Source organism: Sulfuritalea sp. (assembly GCF_017302275.1).
GTDB lineage: Bacteria > Pseudomonadota > Gammaproteobacteria > Burkholderiales > Rhodocyclaceae > Sulfuritalea.
In genome coordinates this window covers 64,297-80,628 of the sequence record NZ_JAFLDR010000009.1, presented here as the reverse complement: position 1 = coordinate 80,628, position 16,332 = coordinate 64,297, and the positions used below count along the sequence as shown (strand labels likewise).

Below are 16,332 nucleotides of genomic sequence, written 5' to 3'. Positions count from 1 at the left end.
CGAACGCCGAAATAGAAATGGGTAACCAATGCGTTATTCTGACTGTGAGTCGAATTGCCAATACCAAGCACTATGAAAGTCAGGGGTCGTTAAGCTGATCTGCTTCAATCTATAAAGCATGCAAAAAGCCATCTCGGATGACGTGGCGGCGTGAATAATTTTCTGATCGTACCTGTTGCTAATTTTTCTTGAATAGCGAAAAAACTGAAATACAGCCAAAGCAAGTGCAAATAAAAACCACCAAGAAACGAAGGCGGCCAATGCTACTGTGACAATGGTGGTCCCGACTGTGAGGATAGGAAATTCACCACGACTTTGATGTGGCTCGGTAACGGCCTCCTCGATCCACAACACGCGATGAATCGAAAGCCTTTGTAGTACCAAGTGACGATCTCGCAATTGTTTTTGTGCCTCTCTTGAATTTCGAGTGGGTAACGGTGCATGAGGACGGTAGCCCGAGGCCGGGGGTCAAGGGCGGGCGAAGCCCGGCGCAGCGAACCCTTGACGCCTGGAATCGGGCGATACGCTGGTCTATGGCTGGATGCGGCGCTGTTACGCATCCGGCCATAGAGACCCGAGCGGTGTTTGGATGAGTGGCGAGGCAGGTAGGATGCGCGCCCGACCGAAACGAGAGTGACAGGACAGACATGAGTGCCAAGTTGTTTGAAGCCGCCCTGGGCATCACCGATCCATGGTTCATCAACGGCGTGGATTTCGACGCCGGAAAGAAGGAACTGACCATTGCCGTGGACTTTGTCGCCGGGAGCCGCTTTGCCGTTCCTGGTGTGGAAGGCCTTCATCCGGTGCATGACACTGTGACGAAGCGCTACCGGCATCTGAACTTTTTCCAGCACGAGTGTCAGTTGGAGGTGCGCGTGCCGCGGGTCAAGTTGCCTGATGGCGGTGTTCGCCAGGTCGAACCCGGCTGGGCGGGGAAACTTGCCGGCTTCACGCTGCTGTTCGAGGCGCTGATCCTGACGCTGTGCCGCGAGATGACCTTCACCGCCGTCGCTCGCCTGGTGAATCTCTCTTGGCACCAGGTGACGGCCATCTGCAAGCGCTACGTCGATCTGAGCCTGGCGCAGGCCGACTTCTCTGAAGTGAAGCGCCTGGCCGCCGACGAAACCTCGAAGGCGCGTGGACACGACTACATCACCTTGGTTGCCGATGCCAACCAGCGGCGGGTGCTCTTCGTCACCGAGGGGCGTGATGCCCAAACCATCAAGAACTTTGCCGCCGATTTCACCGCGCACGGTGGCGATCCCAAGGCGGTCGAATCCATCTCCATCGACATGTCGCCGGCCTTTATCAGCGGCGTATCCAAGCACCTGCCCAACGCCCAGATCACCTTCGACAAGTTCCACGTCATCGCTCATGCCAATACCGCCGTCGATAAGACCCGCCGCATCGAGCAGCGCACCGATCCGAGCCTCAAGGGACTGCGCTGGAAGTTGTTGCATGATCGGGCGAATCTGGCGGCGGATGCCCGCAACGATCTGGACGCCTTGGTCGCGCAGGCGACCACCAAGCGAACGGCACGCTGCTGGCTCTACAAAGAGCAGTTGCGGGAAATTCTGGAGCGTAAGCAGGTCAATGTCGTGCGCGGCATGTTGCTGCAATGGGCCACCAACGTGATGCGCTCGAAGGTCGAGCCAATGAAGGAGGTGGCCAAAATGATCCGCTCTCATCTGGAGGGCATCGTCGCCTGGACGCAGACGCGCCAGACCAACGGTTTCCTCGAAGCCATCAACGGCCTGTTCCAGGCCGCCAAGCGCAAGGCGCGCGGCTACAGCAGCTTCTCGACCATTCGCGCCGTCGTATTTCTCATCGCCGGCAAGCTCGACTTCTCGAAGATCAACCCGCATGTCGCTTAACCCACTCAAAATTCAACAGAGCCGTTTTTGTAGATGATCAAAGTCGTTGCACGGAAACTCTGGGATGTCCTTGATCTGGGTCGGGACTATAACTCCCTTTGTATGTAGAACCGAAACGCACTTTTCGATCTTCAAGTCGACACTGTCTTCCCTCTCGAACTTCGCATAGTTAGATTTAGATAGTTCGCTCACCCAAGCCTCCATTGATTGATTTTATTCGTTGGCTCCCCCCTATAGCTCCAGAATTATGATTTCAGTAGCGATCTTTTCGTCTTCTGGCATTGGCTGATCTTTCAAACCATCAATGAGAAATGTTTTGATCTTAATAACAAAATCGTCTGCGAAAGCGGCGTTGATTTTCTTCCCTCGCCATGACTTGACCACCTTTATGGAGCGAACAAGAAAGCCATCAAACATAACCGCGCGCTCGACAAATGCCGGGTACTCAATTACCGCTTTGAGAAAGAACCGCGCTGCCATCTCCCAAGGGTTCGAACGCTTGCCATTTGCCTCGTAGTAAGTGACGCAGTCGGCGATATACATTTTGTTTAGTACAGGTTCGAATTTCGTGATTTGAAGCCCAAGATCGAAGAGCGCCCCGCTTACTCTTGCCGAGAAATACGAAGGGCGGCTGTTACGAACAAATTGCACAAGCACCCAAAGCGCTACAGTAGCAACCGCTGCAATCAGAAAAGTAGTCATGCCAAAGCCCTCGCGAATCTGTAGAAAAGTCGTTTCATGCCCGCATCCTGCCGTGAGCCAATCGGAATATCGACGAATGAAGGCATTATTCCATTTGCTTTGACAGCCGATATTGCTTAGCCAACGCTTTTTAGATATCGATTTCCTTCGGCTTTCGCTGGCGAGGCGCAGGCGCTTGAACCTCTGAAAGGCGCTTTTCCAATTGCACCCAAAACTTTAGCGAGCCCAACCGCACGGCGTGGGGCGGCGCGTGGCGCGAAGGTCGGACTCCCATCGCTCGAATTTCTCGGTTATCTAGCTCGTAGTCGAGTAGCACAAATGTGCCGGATGGCATTGGTCTCAGCGTAGCCTTAACGGCCACGAAGTAACCCTTCGGATCATCACGCATCACCATGTACCAACCACCAATCTCTTTGACGCGTGGGCCTTCGATGCGCACAACTTCCTTCCATTCTTCGAGCGTGAGAGGGGTCGGTGCGGCGCTTTCGGCGACTATTAACCCGCGGGAGCCAGACTGCACCTGGATGGGCATGCCGAGGTCGAGATAGGTCTGGCGGACAGCGCGGAGGGTCGTTTCATAATCAGCTTCGACAACACGATATCGAAATTCATCTTCGGTCCTTTGGTACTCCAACTGCCATACCTGATCCACCCGCGCAAAGGAAGAATTGACTTGCTCGATGGACACGCATCCACCAACACTAGACGCTACCGCGATTGCCAGTGCGAAGCGACGAAGGGCGCTACCTCGTGAATTGGCGTTCGCATGCATGGCTTTACCTGGCGCATGACGCAGGATGTCTCTTGCTACGGTGAGGATGGGGGACAGGTCAGAACTCATTGCAATTCACTCCGTTCAGTAGGCGAATCGACCCAAATAGGGTTCCTACAACTGTGGGACGACATGATCATAAGCTTCCGGCCTAATTCCTCCAACAGTGGGAGGGATATTTGGAGCCAGCAGTTGCCTTCGGCAAAGTTCTGCGTCAATTGCGCCTGGAGGCCGGTCTGACGCAGGAGGAGCTTGGCTTTGAGGCGGACCTGCGCCGCACCTACGTGAGTATCCTGGAGCTTGGGCAGCAGCAACCATCGCTCACCACAATCCTCAAGTTGGCCAAGGCTCTCAACCAGACCGGCAGCGGCCTCGTCGGGATGATTGAGACAGAGCTGGCCGCGACCAAGCGCAAGCGCTAGGCCCGTGCTGGCCGCCCCAAGGGCCGCCTGCCGAACGCATCGCAGGCGGGACGAGAGGCAAATCATCGGATCACGACGCCGGATCACGGTGCCGGATCGAATGACACACGATTGTCGAACGCATTGCTGACAACGGTGCAACAGTATCATTCGACATAGCAGCACCTCGAATCGAGTTGCACGGTCTCATGGTCCAGCGAATCTTCGTTGCGAAGTGCGGGTACCTTATTCCGGTCGCCAGCTTGCAACTCCGACTCGTCGTCGGCATCCACCAGGGGCCGCAGCTTGTGCCGGTCGGTAATGGCCTCGTTGGAAGTGCCAGGGGCAAGCCGCTTTTCACCACGGCCGAACTTCAGCTGAGGGAAATTACGACCGCTGGTGGTGCGGATGAGGTAGGCATCGGTACGGGGCGGTTCAACGCCGATGTGCTCGATGACTTCGACGACAAGACCAATATTTTCGGGACAACCCCCGACTATGACGCAGAGGGTGCCGGGCTTCAGTATTTCCATGACGTTCTCCTGTTTAGCCAACTTTGACAAGATGTCGGGGGTGGCAATCTGGATCAAATCTCCCCGGCCCGGGAGGTGGGCCACTTCATTTATTGGTTCAGTAGAACCATCAAGCCCTCGGTATATTGCTTCAACATATGGTAGAGAGTTGTATGACTAAATATCACTCGGAATTCCCAACTTCGCCCACTTGATTCTCATGTGCAGTCTCAAGGCAGTGGTGAAGTAGTACAAATATGGGTTGCCTATTACCGCAGCTATCTCGCGCCTGGAGGCGGCCACCGTTGTACCCTTCGCTCGGTAGAAGCACAGGTCGCCAACCTGGATTGCTTCCGACCAATAATTATTTTCATCATCCGGTGGCGGCGGGTTGCGTCGATCGAGCCCAATCCGAATACGAGTTATCTTCACGGACGGCTCATTGACCGAGGCAACAACCCAAGATGGCAGCGCCAACAGGCCGGCGCTGGCCGAGGTTCCTACAAACTTACGTCGATTCATTGCAGTGCTCCTAATTGGACTGGTAGTGAAAAGCGGGTCAATACACCACGGCCTTTCAGACGAAACGCACAGGTGCGCCGAGCCTCGCTGCCGCTTCGTTGGCATATTCGATGGACTCCCGAAGTTCGGCGGCGTAGTAGCTGCTACCGGGATGCTCGCCTTCGACGATGACAATCCCGAAGTCGTCTGGATCAAGGTCGCCGTCCCGCCAGAATCGCATGGCAGCACTCTGCGGGTCGTTGCCAAGCAACTCAGCAGCGTCGTAATCCTCATCGTCCAGCCGCGTATCCGCGAGCCATTCGCGGATACGCTCATGGGCAAAGGCTATGTTCTCCGGGTTGGCTTCCAGCCAGCTGCGCAGGTCGTCCTCGTCGAAGTCCTCCGGGTCACCCTCAATCTGCTCCTTGTCAAGATACGCTTGTGCGACAACCGCTTTCGGGCGCCAACCCTCGTCGACGAAGTACATGACTTCACGGACGGATTGATCGGAACCAATCTCAAGTCCGAGACAATCACTGCGCGTTTCAGGGCCAGCCATATCTTGAAATGACAGGGCGCCGCCGTCGCCGACTACAAACGTCAGACTGTTTTCATCGGTAGTCATGATGCGATCCTTTCAATCCAGTAGATGGCCCGACCGACCAGTGCATCGTCGTCGAGGCCCTCGAAGTTCCACTTGCCCGAGTACGAGTTGAGGCTGGCGCCGCAGGGCGCGGCCGGCGGCACGTCCTCGAAGCGCGTCCGGATGGCGCCCTCGCAAGGGCTGATCAGGAGCGTGCCCAGCTTGGTCGGCAATTCGTACTGGTAGCAGAGGTTCTCCGCGCGACGCAGAAGGCCTGGCAGGCCGGTCTTGAGTGCGCCCTCGATGCGGGACGCGGAGATGGTTTTAGGTTTGCGCATGATCAGGATCCTCTTCATCAGTGAGCAGTGCCGCAAGCCGGGAGAAGCTGGACTGCGGCAAGGTCAGGCAGGCGATTCGCTGCGCCCGGGGGTGCTGGGCCTGCGGCAGGGTCTGGAACAGCTCTACCGTCTTGCCTGTGATTGGATGGTGCGTAGCCAGGGCCTCAAGTACATAGCCATTGGTGCTGTGGATGGTCTTCACGAGTCGGTTCCTGTCAGGTGGTTGAGTTCGATGAACGCACCGATGTACCAGTCGGTTAGGCCGCGCGCGCTGAAGGAACCATCGTCATTAACAGTGACCAGTGGCCCCTGCGCTTCGATGGCGTGGCGGTAACCGATGTCGTTGTGGCCGGGGAACGGTCGCTGGCACGGTTTGCTGAGGTAGTTGGTGCGGCGGTAGTCCGGGTTGTTGCGCAGCTTGTTGATGAACGCCTGGCGGCTATGTTGGGTGTTCTTGGGCAACGCGAGCATGATGGTTCTCCTCACATCAGGCCGCGCGCGGCAAAGGACATCGCCTCGCCGGCGGTGACGACGAAATGATCCAGCACGCGCACATCGACCAGCGCCAGCGCAGTCTTGAGATTGCCGGTCAGTAGTTCGTCGGCGCGTGACGGTTCAGCGCTGCCACTCGGGTGATTGTGATACAGGACCGCCGCGCCGGCATTGCGTGCGAGCGCCGCCTTGACCACCTCGCGCGGATAGACCGAGGTCTGGGTCAAGGTGCCGCGGAACAGTTCCTCGGCCTCGATGAGCCGGTTCTGGGCATCAAGCCAGAGAACACCGAACACCTCATGCTCCAGGCCACCCACGCGCAAGCGCAGGTAGTCGGCGACGGCCGCCGGTGCCGCAAAGGAAATGGCGTTGTAGCGGGCGCGCTCTTCGAGGATCGCGATGGCACGTGCGATCACATCGAGTTCTTGCTTGTTGAAGTTCATTTTGAATCTCCTGTTTAGCCGCAGTGTCGAGATGACGGGGGCGGCAAGTCGGAATAAAGACCCCAGCCCGTGAGGTGGGCCAGTCCGTGTGCTGACGCAAGTGCTATGACTGTGAGGCAGGCTCGGCCACTTTCTCGGCCGCCGCTTTATCCGCCACGATTTTCGTGAAGGCTGCCCTGACTTCCTCAAGCGTTCCCTGCCGAAGCTGATGCACGGCGCAACCGATGACACCTGCGGTAAGAAAGTGGGGGATCCCTGTGGTCACTTGCAACGTCGCCTCGAATGCGTGCTCATCGATTCGGCGAATCGCATAGGGCGAGGTCTGACCTGTCTGAGTCCGCGCATTGACGGCGACAACCTGAACCACCAAGCCATTATTTGCCAGCCAAACGGAATTTTGAGTGACCGCGAGATCACCGACTTCAAACATCGACATGTGAAACTCCATTCCCCTTTATGTCCGGCGTTGCCGGCTTCCAGGGGTGGAGAAGCGAGCGACGCTTTAGCGGCATTTGTGATTCGCCCCGCAAGTTGTGCGTTAAATCGGCGATGCTGCAGGCAACAAAAAACCCGTTCAGGCTTGCGCGCTAGAACGGGTTGGGTGGCATCCGCTTTAGCAGCATTTGTAAAGCGCCCGCAAGTTGAAACTTAAATCGGCGCTGTAGAGAATGCTACACCTCTACTGAAAGATGTCAACGATTGAGGAATGTATGTGTTGGGAGTTAATGAGTTGTCCGGCTTTGTAGCACGCCATCTGTCCGGTCGTCATAGACGACGGTGCGCGGGTGAGTTGGGCGAGTTCTCATCCAGCGCCGCGCGGTTGAGACTGTCCACGGTCTCCTGTCCCAGCTTCTGTGCGAGCTGCTTCAGGTCCGCCCCGGAAGGCGGCGCGGACTTCGGCGCTGATGCGGCCGGCTTGGTAAGCTTGCTTAAAGACTGTCGAAATTCCGGTGGTAGCTCGTTCTCCAGTTCCTGTGTCCACTCCTCTGGCATCCCGTCCGGGTACGCTATCGCCAAGTAATTCTCACGTGTAGGAGGAAGTCGAGCCTTCCGCATGTAGTCCAGAAGATCGTCCCACCCAGGCCGGTGACTCGACGTTCCCGCCGACGCATCACTGTCTGTATTTGTCATGGTCGCATCTCATCCCGTAATTGGTCAGCATAAGCTCTGTGATACAACCGTGTCACCACTGAAGGCGCCAGGCCAATGCGTCAAATACAAGTCTCGTCTCCGTATTTTCTATCAGCTATATGCTACTCGCCATGCCTAGATTTTGCATGGGGCTGCCGCCTACGATTGTGCGCCTCGGCGTTCCTGACTACAGGGCTTTGAGAAGATTTTCCTGCTCACGCAGTAGGTGCCGGAGTTCAAGAAGCAGTGCACGCTCGTTGCCCTTGAATCCACGCCTGGCTGACCGTGCCTTGCCGGCGTCAGTTCTTGGTCCGGTGGAGTTTTCCCAGGGGCGCCACCGCCGGATCAATTCTGCCCTTAGCTTTCGATGCTCCGGTGTTCGGTAGTAGCTCATAGGTACCCCCTGATAGTTGGGTTTGCTTGAATTCAATTTCTCGCGCGTGCGAGGGCACAGGCACACCATTGTTAACTTGCTGCGGCCCGGTAGTGACGTTCGCCTGTTTCGCGTAGACCACAGGCGGGTTCTTGATTCCGGCGAGCGTTTCGAGCGTGGTACGGCACTGGTTCTGCGCACGGAGCGCCATTCGCATATTCACGTCGAATCCAGGTATCTGGTCGTGCGCCATTGCCCGCTCGATCAATCGCGCGGACAACGTTTGCAATCCAATCGCCTGACTCATCAGCATCGCTTCGACCTGCTTCATGTCGCCGCGATTGACCGCCTGGATCTGATCCTGCAGGCAGGATCCGAGTTCGGCAATATCGATATCGCCGCCGAAGCCGCTCGTCTTTTCGGCGGCCCGTATTACTCTTGTCACTGCCAAATGCGGTCCCGCAAGCCCTTGGGTCATTGCTCTGCGCAGTTGGTCCAGCGGAACCGCGGAAATATCAATTTCGCCGGTGGCGCTGACCGCCGGTAGTTTTGGCTTTTTCTTCATCGGGCACCCTCAGAGTTTCTGGAAGCGAGACAGGGGGTAGTGCCTACAAAACCATCAAAACCCATGATGTATGAGGTTCTGTAGGTTTTGTAGGCGCTGATGTGGGGCGCATCCATAAAATCAACCCTTCGCATTGGGGTTGATCCGGTAGCAGATTGACGGGCGTCCACCGCCTGATTGTTGCCGCTTCTGGCCCGAACGCAGGTAACCAAGGTCGCTGAGCAATTCGACCGCCTTCGTTACTCCATCGCGGTCGAGCAGGCTCCAGCCTTTCAAGTACACATCGCGCGGTGTGAAATCATCCGCAATAGCACCCGTACGAATCTTGTTGAGCAAGGCGCGCGCGTGCCGGGTATCGGGGCGAGTGGTACAGGCATAGACCCGTTCGGCATGGGGCCGCAAGTACTCCGCCCATCCGATAGCCTGCTGGAGATAACGCAGCGGGATCGCGCCTTGCACGCCGTCGGCCACGGCGAAGATCAGCGCCAGTGACGGTACAAGCGAGCGGTACTTACTCAGGTGCGACGCCATTACCGGAGGGAGGCTGTCACCACGTAGCTCCTGCTCCAGCCTCTCTAGCCACACATAGAACGCTTCTTGCGCAGTGGGGTCGAAGCGCCGCACATCAACCCCGCTATCGACCTCACCGCCGGTGTCAAAGCCTGCTGAATCACCGCGCCCCACTGCCTGCTCGAAAACCTTATACGCAGCCACCTGTGCATCGCGATCAGGCTTTCTATCCACCAGTTGCCATTCCTCGCGCAGATCCGGCCAGGTCAGCAATTGGAACCTCTGAACCAGGCCTGAGTCGCCAGCACCGCCGTGAGTCGCCCCGGTGACATGTTCAACCAGGCGCCCCGGCTGGATGCCACCGAGTACGGCCACGCAGACGTGATCTATGCGTCTGTTCAGTCCCCGACCGATACGGTCGAAAGTGAAAGAGCCGTCGCCGTTCCATGCTGACAAAAGAAAGTCGTTCAGGCCTTCATTGCCGGGCTTTTGCGCCATCATCAGCAGACCATGAATCTCGTCGCTGAAAGCCAGCACACCGTGGGGATTGCCCATCAGTACTTCACCCAATGCTTCCAGCGAAAAGTTATTGACGCAATACCGTATCGCAATAGGCTCATCAGGTTCCGGCTGCGCCGCCGCGATCTCCGCGGCCGGGTCTCTCTTCAGCTTGGCAAGTGTTGCCGACTTCGCCGCGCTATTGGCAATGGCGGTGCACTCCTTCTGGATCTCCCATGCGGCCCGCGCGATCTCATATTCCCGATGCGCTTCGCTCTCCAGCAAATGAAGTGGCTTCATCACTTCGGAGAGCGCCGGTGACTTCATGTAGCCCGGTGGCGCTACCACCATCCCCCACAAATTCGGCACCACCGTCCAGTCGTCGTGCGCCTTGGGCATGATCTGCACTCGCCTGCCCACGGCCGCCGAGAGCGCCGTTACCGCGCCGATGGCGGGAATATCCGGGCAAATCTGCATGCGCTCCGCTATGTCGGCGATCCATGGGCGCAGCGCATCAGGCAGTAGTGCAAGATCGAACGGCGGGACCGGAGGGAGATCATCCGGGATGGGCTGCGGTATAGGCCACTCGCCTGCGTCAAGATTCCCAAACGCTTCCACCTCAACGTCATAGCCGATGGCTTCCCAGTACTTGCTCTGATCGTTGCCGTGGGTGTGCGAGCAGTGTATGTAGCCGTCGGCGTAGCTGTTGGTATGCGGCTGGAAATAGACGGTGTCACCGTCGCCCCCCGGCCTGCCACAATCACTGTGCGCGCTCTCGAACGGGCACTTGATCGAGTGCTTGCCACCGCCCATGTCGCGCTCATACAGGCCTGCTGCATTGATGGCCTGCAAGCGGGGATCGCTCGCCGCCGTCTCTTTCAGTCGCCCCAACGTGCTGACTTTGGAAATTCTTCCAGTAGCGCGCGAGAGTTGTTCCAGTTCGGCCTGCGCCGTTCCATCCAACAGTGGAATGGCATCGCTGGCGAACAGGTAGTAGTCGTTTTCTACTTGGTTACCCGTTACGGTGACAAAGCCCTTGGCGTGAAACAGTTCAAACCCGGCGTCATGGTTCTTGCCGTCACTGGCAACGCCGCACCAAAAAGCACGTATGCCTGTCCCGCTTGGGCTGATTTCGCAGTAGGTGTCGTTCGTAAGCCGAACAACATCGTCGCGCAACTCACCGCTCTCGATACAGTGATCCACGTCGAGAGCGACAACGCCAAGAGCCGGGAGCAGAGCGAGGCCCACGCCGGAGATGGACTTGTCCTCGGTGATCGCCTTATGTGCATCGTCCCAAGTCCCCAGGTTCGCTAGGTCCGCCTCGGTCCCTTGTTCGCCATGGCGATTCTTCCGCGTGCGGGGGTAGATTGGAATCTTGTTGAACTTTCCGGTGGCGGGGTTGATCTCGGTCACCTTCCATACCAGCCAGCCCTTGCGCTTTTTCAGGTCGCCGGGAATGTTGTCGTTGCCCTTGGTAAGGTCCGCACGCAGCGCGCGGGTGAGCTCAGTAACGTCGCGAGCAGCAATGGCCTCGGCTTTGGTCATGGGGGCATTCATTGCGCACCGCCCTTTGTGGCCTGTTGCGCCGCAGCCTTGTTCAGCAAGGCCATCAAGGGGGCCGGCATAACCAGCCATTCTGTCTTGCGCGAGCCGCCTTCGTTCATGCGCTCATTCGCCGCACCCCAAGAGAGGATGGCTACCGAATCTTCGGCACACAGGGCGCTGAAAATGCCCTTTCCGTCAAATCTTCCTGCCGCTACGAGGTACCGCATACCAAGGCCCACCGCCAGTTCGAGAACGCCGCGAAGCTCTTGATCACCTGTCAGCCGTACCGCCTCTTCAACAAGCCGGAGGCCTTCCTTGTCGTGCAAATCAGCAACGAGCCCGAGCGTATCCGTAGAGTCGGCTACAACTCCCCGATCCGCCTGCGAATTGCGTTGATTGGCGGTCGTGTTGCCGGTATTATCGGCGGCGATGTGTTTGAAAAGTGTAGCTTCAGCGCCAGCCCGTCCCGGCTGGCGTTGTTGTTTGGAGGTCATGTCATCACCCCTTCGCCGAAGCAATGAGGGCGACAATATCCTCGGCGCGCCAGGCGGTTACACGAGGCGAGAGTTTCACCGGCTTGGGATAGCGCCCACTCTTGACGCCGGCCCACCAGGCGCTGCGGCACACAGGGATTATCGGTGGCTGGGGTGGATTTGCTTTCGGATTGCCAATGATCTGCGGCAAGCGCAGGAAGCCAGTTGAGGGAAGTTGAGTTGTCATAGCGGTGTCCTTTTGGGTACATCCGCTGCCACGAATTATGAGGGCGAGCGGAAACAGCGGTGGTCGCTGTAACCCATGCACGGGCTATCTGCTCTCCTGCACCGTGTGGCCTTCTGCGCAGCGAAGCGCGAGCATCTCCACACGGCCGGCCCCAGGTTGCCGCAACGTCCTGCGCAAGGCTCTGGGGTATTCGCTTAGACCGGGCGACTGCGTTGCTCAGTCACACCGGTACCTCTAGACTCATGTCTCTACATCGGGGACGAGGTGAGTGCCGATGCACATTAAATAACAAGGTGGCGTCAGCTTAACTGCATCCGATAGCGTCGGTCAATGTGTTTTTTTGCTAGCACCATTTCCGAATCCAAACGGCCTATGCCGCATTGCCGCGCAGCGCGATCACTTCGGCCCCGGCCTTCACCTTGTCAAGATAGTCCGCCCATTGCTGCATCATCGTCCGCCGCTCAGGTAGATATTGGGCACGGTTGTAAGCATCGCGCACCGCGTTGCGCTCGTTGTGAGCTAACTGGCGTTCAATAACATCATGCCGAAACCCCTGCTCGTTCAGCATTGTCGATGCAGCACTGCGGAACCCGTGCCCGGTCATGCGGCCCTTATATCCCATTCGCGCCAACGCGTATGTCACCGTATTTTCTGAAATCGACCTGTCGCGGTTTGTGGTCGATGGAAACACAAGGCGGCCCTTGCCCGTCAGCGGGCGCAACCCATCCAGCACCGCGATCGCTTGCTTTGACAGCGGCACGATATGCGCCTCGCGCATCTTCATCACCTCGGCAGGGATACGCCATAGCGCGGCATCAACATCGAACTGCGACCACTCCGCAAAGCGAACTTCCTTCGTCCGCTGGAACGTGAGCGCCAACAACTGCATTGCCGCTTTCGTCGTTACCTCGCCCCGGTAGTCGTCAATATCGCGCAGCAGTTGAGCATACTCAGCGGGATCAGTGAGTGCGGCATAGTGTTCCTGCTTGACGGTCGATAGCGCGCCCCTCAGGCTTGGCGTCGGGTCTGACATCGCTTTGCCATCGCTGACGGCGTAGCGAAAGATTGCACCGCAATGCTGCTGCACCCGGTGGGCCATATCGACGGTGCCGCGCTTTTCGATGGCGCGCAGCATCGCCAAGAGTTCGGGGGCCGCAAGTTCGGCAATCGGGCGCCCACCGATCGCCGGAAAGGCATGCCGCTCCAGGGCGGATTTCGTTTTGCCGGCGTAAGTGGGTGTCCATTCCGCCCCCTTGTTCCGCATCCAGTCACGGGCCACAACTTCAAACGTGTTGGCTTGGGCGCCGCGGCGCTCCTGCTTGGCCTGCTTGCGCTGATCGCACGGATCAATACCCTGTGCGATTTGCTTTCGCGCTTCGTCGCGCTTGTCTCGCGCCAATCGGAGGCTGGTGTCGGGGAATGTGCCGATCGCCAGGGTCTTGCGCTTGTCGGCGAACCGGTAATCGAAACGCCATAGTTTCGCGCCGGTTGGCTGAATCAACAGGTACAGCCCTTTTTCGTCGGCCAGCTTGCGAGCCTTGTCGGTCGCCTTGGCGGCGCGGATGCCGGTATCGGTCAGTGCCATGGTGCCCCCTTCGATTGCTGAGTCGGGCTGGCGGCATCGGAGATTTTCGGGCGTATACCGTCACGCCCCTCGGATACCGTCAGCGATACCGTCAAAAATGACGGTATTTCATCGAATCAGTTTAGACGGTATCGGACGACCGTGCAAATGAGAAACCCCGCCGGAGCAGGGTTTCTGGACTACTTTGGATGCTAACAGCTAGGTATTTGGTGGGTGCTGACGGGGTCGAACCGCCGACATTCGCCTTGTAAGGGCGACGCTCTACCAACTGAGCTAAGCACCCGCTGAACAGCCATTGCCCCCAACAGGCAACGGCCGCGATTCTATCAGTTAGGCGCGGGTCAGTGGGTGACTACCCCGGTGGCAGCCGGATCCTCGGCGACCACCGCGACAGACGGCGTCATGGTCGGTTCGGGCAACTGCTCGGGCATCCGTTCCAGGGCGAGTTCAAGAACCTTGTCGATCCAGCGCACCGGCTGGATTTCGATGCGATTCTTGATCGTGTCGGGAATCTCGGTCAGGTCCTTGACGTTTTCCTCCGGAATCAGCGCCAGCCGGATGCCTCCGCGAACCGCCGCGAGCAGTTTCTCCTTGAGTCCGCCGATCGGCAGAACTTCGCCACGCAAGGTGATCTCGCCCGTCATCGCAACATCCGCGCGCACCGGAATCCCGGTCAAGACCGACACCAGCGCGGTGCAGATCGCAATGCCGGCGCTCGGGCCATCCTTGGGCGTCGCGCCTTCGGGCAGGTGGATGTGGATGTCGTTCTTCTGGTAGAAGTCATCGGCAATGCCCAGCGAATGGCTGCGCTTGCGCACCACGGAAAGCGCCGCCTGGATAGACTCCTGCATCACTTCGCCGAGCTTGCCGGTGGTCATGGTCTTGCCTTTGCCGGGCAGCGCGACGGTTTCGATTGTCAGCAATTCGCCGCCGACTTCGGTCCATGCCAGACCCGTCACCTGACCAACCTGGTTGTCCTTCTCAGCCATGCCGAAGCTGTAGCGGCGAACGCCGAGGAATTTGTCGAGATTCTTTGCATTGACCACGATCTTGTTCTTGCGCGCCTTCATCACCAAGGATTTCACCACCTTGCGGCAGATCTTGGAAATCTCTCGTTCCAGCGCACGCACGCCGGCTTCGCGCGAGTAGTAGCGCACGATGTCGCGCAAGGCATCCTCGGTGATCGTCAGCTCGTCGCGCTTGATGCCGTTGTTCTTCATCTGCTTCGGCACGAGGTAGCGCAGGGCGATGTTGATCTTCTCGTCCTCAGTGTAACCCGCGAGGCGGATTACTTCCAGGCGGTCGAGCAGGGCCGCAGGGATGTTCAGGGTATTCGCGGTTGCCACGAACATCACGTCGGACAGGTCGAAGTCGACTTCGATGTAGTGGTCCTGGAAGGTGTGGTTCTGTTCCGGATCGAGCACCTCGAGCAGCGCCGAAGACGGATCGCCGCGGAAGTCCTGGCCCATCTTGTCCACTTCATCGAGCAGGAACAGCGGATTCTTGACGCCGACCTTGGTCATGTTCTGCAGGATCTTGCCCGGCATCGAGCCGATGTAGGTGCGGCGGTGGCCGCGAATCTCGGCTTCGTCGCGCACTCCGCCCAGCGCCATGCGGATGAACTTGCGATTGGTGGACTTGGCAATCGACTGTCCGAGCGAGGTCTTGCCCACACCGGGAGGGCCGACCAGGCACAGGATCGGCGCCTTGACCTTGTCGACGCGCTGCTGCACGGCGAGGTACTCGACGATGCGTTCCTTGACTTTCTCGAGACCGTAGTGATCCTTGTCGAGGATCTTCTCGGCGGCGGACAGATCCTTGCTGATGCGCGACTTCTTCTTCCACGGCAGAGCCAATAGGGTCTCGATGTAATTTCGCACCACGGTGGCCTCGGCCGACATCGGCGACATCAGCTTCAGTTTCTTGACTTCGCCATTGACCTTGGCCAGGGCTTCCTTGCTCATGCCCGAAGCCTTGATCTTCTTTTCCATCTCGTCGATGTCGGCGCCGTCCTCGCCCTCGCCGAGTTCCTTCTGGATCGCCTTGACCTGCTCGTTCAAATAGTACTCGCGCTGGCTCTTTTCCATCTGGCGCTTGACGCGACCGCGGATGCGCTTCTCGACCTGAAGGATGTCGAGTTCGGCTTCCAACTGGCCGAGCAGCTTTTCCAGGCGCTCCGAAACGCCGAAGACCTCGAGGATTTCCTGTTTCTGTTCGAGTTTCAGCGGCAGATGTGCGGCGATGGTGTCGGCGAGGCGACCGGCGTCCTCGATCCCTGCAAGAGATGTCAGGACTTCAGGCGGAATTTTCTTGTTGAGCTTCACATACTGGTCGAACTGCGCAAGCACGGTGCGGCGCATGGCCTCGACTTCGTTGTCGACGCGCTCTTCGATCGGGATCAGGCTGACATCGGAGACGAACAGCGCGCGCTGGTCCTCGATGCGCAACACTCGGGCGCGCTGAACGCCTTCCACCAGAACCTTCACGGTGCCATCGGGCAGCTTGAGCATCTGCAGGATGTTGGCCAGACAACCAATCTCGTACATGTCCTCCGGCACCGGTTCGTCCTTCGCCGCCGATTTCTGGGCGACAAGCAGGATGCTCTTGCCGGCTTCCATCGCGGTCTCCAGGGCCTTGATCGACTTCGGACGCCCGACGAACAGCGGAATCACCATGTGCGGGAAAACGACGACGTCGCGCAGGGGCAGCAAGGGCAGGGTTTGGGTCTCAACAGGGGAGGCAGGCAGGCCAGACATCATCGTGTCCTTCGGTTATGGGTCACACCTC

18 protein-coding genes and 1 tRNA gene are annotated in these 16,332 nt (G+C 58.3%); 2 read left to right on the top strand and 17 right to left on the bottom strand.

Annotated elements, in window-relative coordinates; all coding sequences use genetic code 11:
* Nucleotides 1-647: 647 nt before the first annotated feature.
* Entirely contained in the window at nucleotides 648-1,874 is a 1,227-nt protein-coding gene (locus tag J0M27_RS07015; RefSeq protein WP_294989071.1) for an ISL3 family transposase, read from the top strand.
* Between the two features lie 231 nt (nucleotides 1,875-2,105).
* Here J0M27_RS07015 and J0M27_RS07010 read toward each other — a convergent pair whose 3' ends face one another.
* Both J0M27_RS07010 and J0M27_RS07005 read right to left on the bottom strand, forming a co-directional pair.
* Nucleotides 2,106-2,576 (bottom strand): hypothetical protein, encoded by a 471-nt coding sequence (locus tag J0M27_RS07010; protein ID WP_294989068.1) that lies wholly within the window; start codon nucleotides 2,574-2,576, stop codon nucleotides 2,106-2,108.
* A 130-nt stretch (nucleotides 2,577-2,706) separates the two neighbouring features.
* The gene (locus J0M27_RS07005; protein ID WP_294989065.1) at nucleotides 2,707-3,417 is read right to left on the bottom strand and encodes a hypothetical protein; all 711 of its coding nucleotides are present in this window, start codon (nucleotides 3,415-3,417) and stop codon (nucleotides 2,707-2,709) included.
* 110 nt (nucleotides 3,418-3,527) lie between these two features.
* Between J0M27_RS07005 and J0M27_RS07000 the strand changes: the two genes are divergently transcribed.
* On the top strand, nucleotides 3,528-3,770 hold the full coding sequence (locus J0M27_RS07000; protein ID WP_294989063.1) for a helix-turn-helix transcriptional regulator: 243 nt from the start codon (nucleotides 3,528-3,530) through the stop codon (nucleotides 3,768-3,770).
* Between the two features lie 146 nt (nucleotides 3,771-3,916).
* Here J0M27_RS07000 and J0M27_RS06995 read toward each other — a convergent pair whose 3' ends face one another.
* From J0M27_RS06995 to lon, 15 genes are all read right to left on the bottom strand, one after another.
* A complete protein-coding gene (locus tag J0M27_RS06995) occupies nucleotides 3,917-4,282 on the bottom strand; it encodes a hypothetical protein (protein ID WP_294989060.1) in 366 nt (121 codons plus the stop codon).
* Nucleotides 4,283-4,438: 156 nt separating this feature from the next.
* Nucleotides 4,439-4,783 carry a hypothetical protein gene (locus tag J0M27_RS06990; protein WP_294989057.1) on the bottom strand — a complete coding sequence of 115 codons (345 nt, stop codon included), beginning with the start codon at nucleotides 4,781-4,783 and terminating at the stop codon, nucleotides 4,439-4,441.
* A gap of 55 nt (nucleotides 4,784-4,838) precedes the next feature.
* Complete coding sequence (locus tag J0M27_RS06985) at nucleotides 4,839-5,387, bottom strand: hypothetical protein (protein WP_294989054.1); 549 nt, start codon at nucleotides 5,385-5,387, stop codon at nucleotides 4,839-4,841.
* Nucleotides 5,384-5,683 carry a hypothetical protein gene (locus J0M27_RS06980; RefSeq protein ID WP_294989052.1) on the bottom strand — a complete coding sequence of 100 codons (300 nt, stop codon included), beginning with the start codon at nucleotides 5,681-5,683 and terminating at the stop codon, nucleotides 5,384-5,386. Before J0M27_RS06980 ends, J0M27_RS06985 begins: the two co-directional genes overlap by 4 nt.
* The gene (locus J0M27_RS06975; RefSeq protein WP_294989049.1) at nucleotides 5,670-5,885 is read right to left on the bottom strand and encodes a hypothetical protein; all 216 of its coding nucleotides are present in this window, start codon (nucleotides 5,883-5,885) and stop codon (nucleotides 5,670-5,672) included. The genes J0M27_RS06980 and J0M27_RS06975 overlap by 14 nt, the downstream gene beginning before the upstream one ends.
* On the bottom strand, nucleotides 5,882-6,154 hold the full coding sequence (locus tag J0M27_RS06970; RefSeq protein WP_294989046.1) for a hypothetical protein: 273 nt from the start codon (nucleotides 6,152-6,154) through the stop codon (nucleotides 5,882-5,884). Before J0M27_RS06970 ends, J0M27_RS06975 begins: the two co-directional genes overlap by 4 nt.
* Nucleotides 6,155-6,165: 11 nt before the next feature.
* Complete coding sequence (locus J0M27_RS06965; protein ID WP_294989043.1) at nucleotides 6,166-6,618, bottom strand: JAB domain-containing protein; 453 nt, start codon at nucleotides 6,616-6,618, stop codon at nucleotides 6,166-6,168.
* Nucleotides 6,619-6,721: 103 nt separating this feature from the next.
* Nucleotides 6,722-7,054: a hypothetical protein gene (locus J0M27_RS06960; RefSeq protein ID WP_294989040.1), complete on the bottom strand. Its 333-nt coding sequence runs from the start codon at nucleotides 7,052-7,054 to the stop codon at nucleotides 6,722-6,724.
* Between the two features lie 994 nt (nucleotides 7,055-8,048).
* Nucleotides 8,049-8,687: a hypothetical protein gene (locus J0M27_RS06955; protein WP_294989038.1), complete on the bottom strand. Its 639-nt coding sequence runs from the start codon at nucleotides 8,685-8,687 to the stop codon at nucleotides 8,049-8,051.
* Nucleotides 8,688-8,807: 120 nt separating this feature from the next.
* On the bottom strand, nucleotides 8,808-11,240 hold the full coding sequence (locus J0M27_RS06950; RefSeq protein ID WP_294989035.1) for a DUF3987 domain-containing protein: 2,433 nt from the start codon (nucleotides 11,238-11,240) through the stop codon (nucleotides 8,808-8,810).
* Between the two features lie 8 nt (nucleotides 11,241-11,248).
* Complete coding sequence (locus J0M27_RS06945; protein ID WP_294989032.1) at nucleotides 11,249-11,734, bottom strand: hypothetical protein; 486 nt, start codon at nucleotides 11,732-11,734, stop codon at nucleotides 11,249-11,251.
* 4 nt (nucleotides 11,735-11,738) lie between these two features.
* A complete protein-coding gene (locus tag J0M27_RS06940) occupies nucleotides 11,739-11,960 on the bottom strand; it encodes an AlpA family phage regulatory protein (RefSeq protein ID WP_294989029.1) in 222 nt (73 codons plus the stop codon).
* A gap of 370 nt (nucleotides 11,961-12,330) precedes the next feature.
* Nucleotides 12,331-13,545, bottom strand: coding sequence for an integrase arm-type DNA-binding domain-containing protein (locus J0M27_RS06935; RefSeq protein WP_294989026.1), 1,215 nt, complete (start codon nucleotides 13,543-13,545; stop codon nucleotides 12,331-12,333).
* Nucleotides 13,546-13,752: 207 nt separating this feature from the next.
* Nucleotides 13,753-13,828, bottom strand: a tRNA-Val gene (locus J0M27_RS06930).
* A gap of 58 nt (nucleotides 13,829-13,886) precedes the next feature.
* Nucleotides 13,887-16,301, bottom strand: a complete 2,415-nt coding sequence (gene lon / locus J0M27_RS06925) for an endopeptidase La (protein ID WP_294989022.1) — start codon at nucleotides 16,299-16,301, stop codon at nucleotides 13,887-13,889.
* Nucleotides 16,302-16,332: the final 31 nt, after the last annotated feature.

Bases quoted from the DNA above. Each gene is read 5' to 3' on its own strand.
- J0M27_RS06965 (WP_294989043.1), bottom strand. From the start codon at position 6,618: ATGAACTTCAACAAGCAAGAACTCGATGTGATCGCACGTGCCATCGCG.
- J0M27_RS06995 (WP_294989060.1), bottom strand. From the start codon at position 4,282: ATGGAAATACTGAAGCCCGGCACCCTCTGCGTCATAGTCGGGGGTTGT.
- J0M27_RS06980 (WP_294989052.1), bottom strand. From the start codon at position 5,683: ATGCGCAAACCTAAAACCATCTCCGCGTCCCGCATCGAGGGCGCACTC.
- J0M27_RS06955 (WP_294989038.1), bottom strand. From the start codon at position 8,687: ATGAAGAAAAAGCCAAAACTACCGGCGGTCAGCGCCACCGGCGAAATT.
- J0M27_RS06940 (WP_294989029.1), bottom strand. From the start codon at position 11,960: ATGACAACTCAACTTCCCTCAACTGGCTTCCTGCGCTTGCCGCAGATC.
- J0M27_RS06990 (WP_294989057.1), bottom strand. From the start codon at position 4,783: ATGAATCGACGTAAGTTTGTAGGAACCTCGGCCAGCGCCGGCCTGTTG.
- J0M27_RS06985 (WP_294989054.1), bottom strand. From the start codon at position 5,387: ATGACTACCGATGAAAACAGTCTGACGTTTGTAGTCGGCGACGGCGGC.
- lon (WP_294989022.1), bottom strand. From the start codon at position 16,301: ATGTCTGGCCTGCCTGCCTCCCCTGTTGAGACCCAAACCCTGCCCTTG.
- J0M27_RS06950 (WP_294989035.1), bottom strand. From the start codon at position 11,240: ATGACCAAAGCCGAGGCCATTGCTGCTCGCGACGTTACTGAGCTCACC.
- J0M27_RS06935 (WP_294989026.1), bottom strand. From the start codon at position 13,545: ATGGCACTGACCGATACCGGCATCCGCGCCGCCAAGGCGACCGACAAG.
- J0M27_RS06970 (WP_294989046.1), bottom strand. From the start codon at position 6,154: ATGCTCGCGTTGCCCAAGAACACCCAACATAGCCGCCAGGCGTTCATC.
- J0M27_RS06960 (WP_294989040.1), bottom strand. From the start codon at position 7,054: ATGTCGATGTTTGAAGTCGGTGATCTCGCGGTCACTCAAAATTCCGTT.
- J0M27_RS07005 (WP_294989065.1), bottom strand. From the start codon at position 3,417: ATGAGTTCTGACCTGTCCCCCATCCTCACCGTAGCAAGAGACATCCTG.
- J0M27_RS07010 (WP_294989068.1), bottom strand. From the start codon at position 2,576: ATGACTACTTTTCTGATTGCAGCGGTTGCTACTGTAGCGCTTTGGGTG.
- J0M27_RS07015 (WP_294989071.1), top strand. From the start codon at position 648: ATGAGTGCCAAGTTGTTTGAAGCCGCCCTGGGCATCACCGATCCATGG.
- J0M27_RS06945 (WP_294989032.1), bottom strand. From the start codon at position 11,734: ATGACCTCCAAACAACAACGCCAGCCGGGACGGGCTGGCGCTGAAGCT.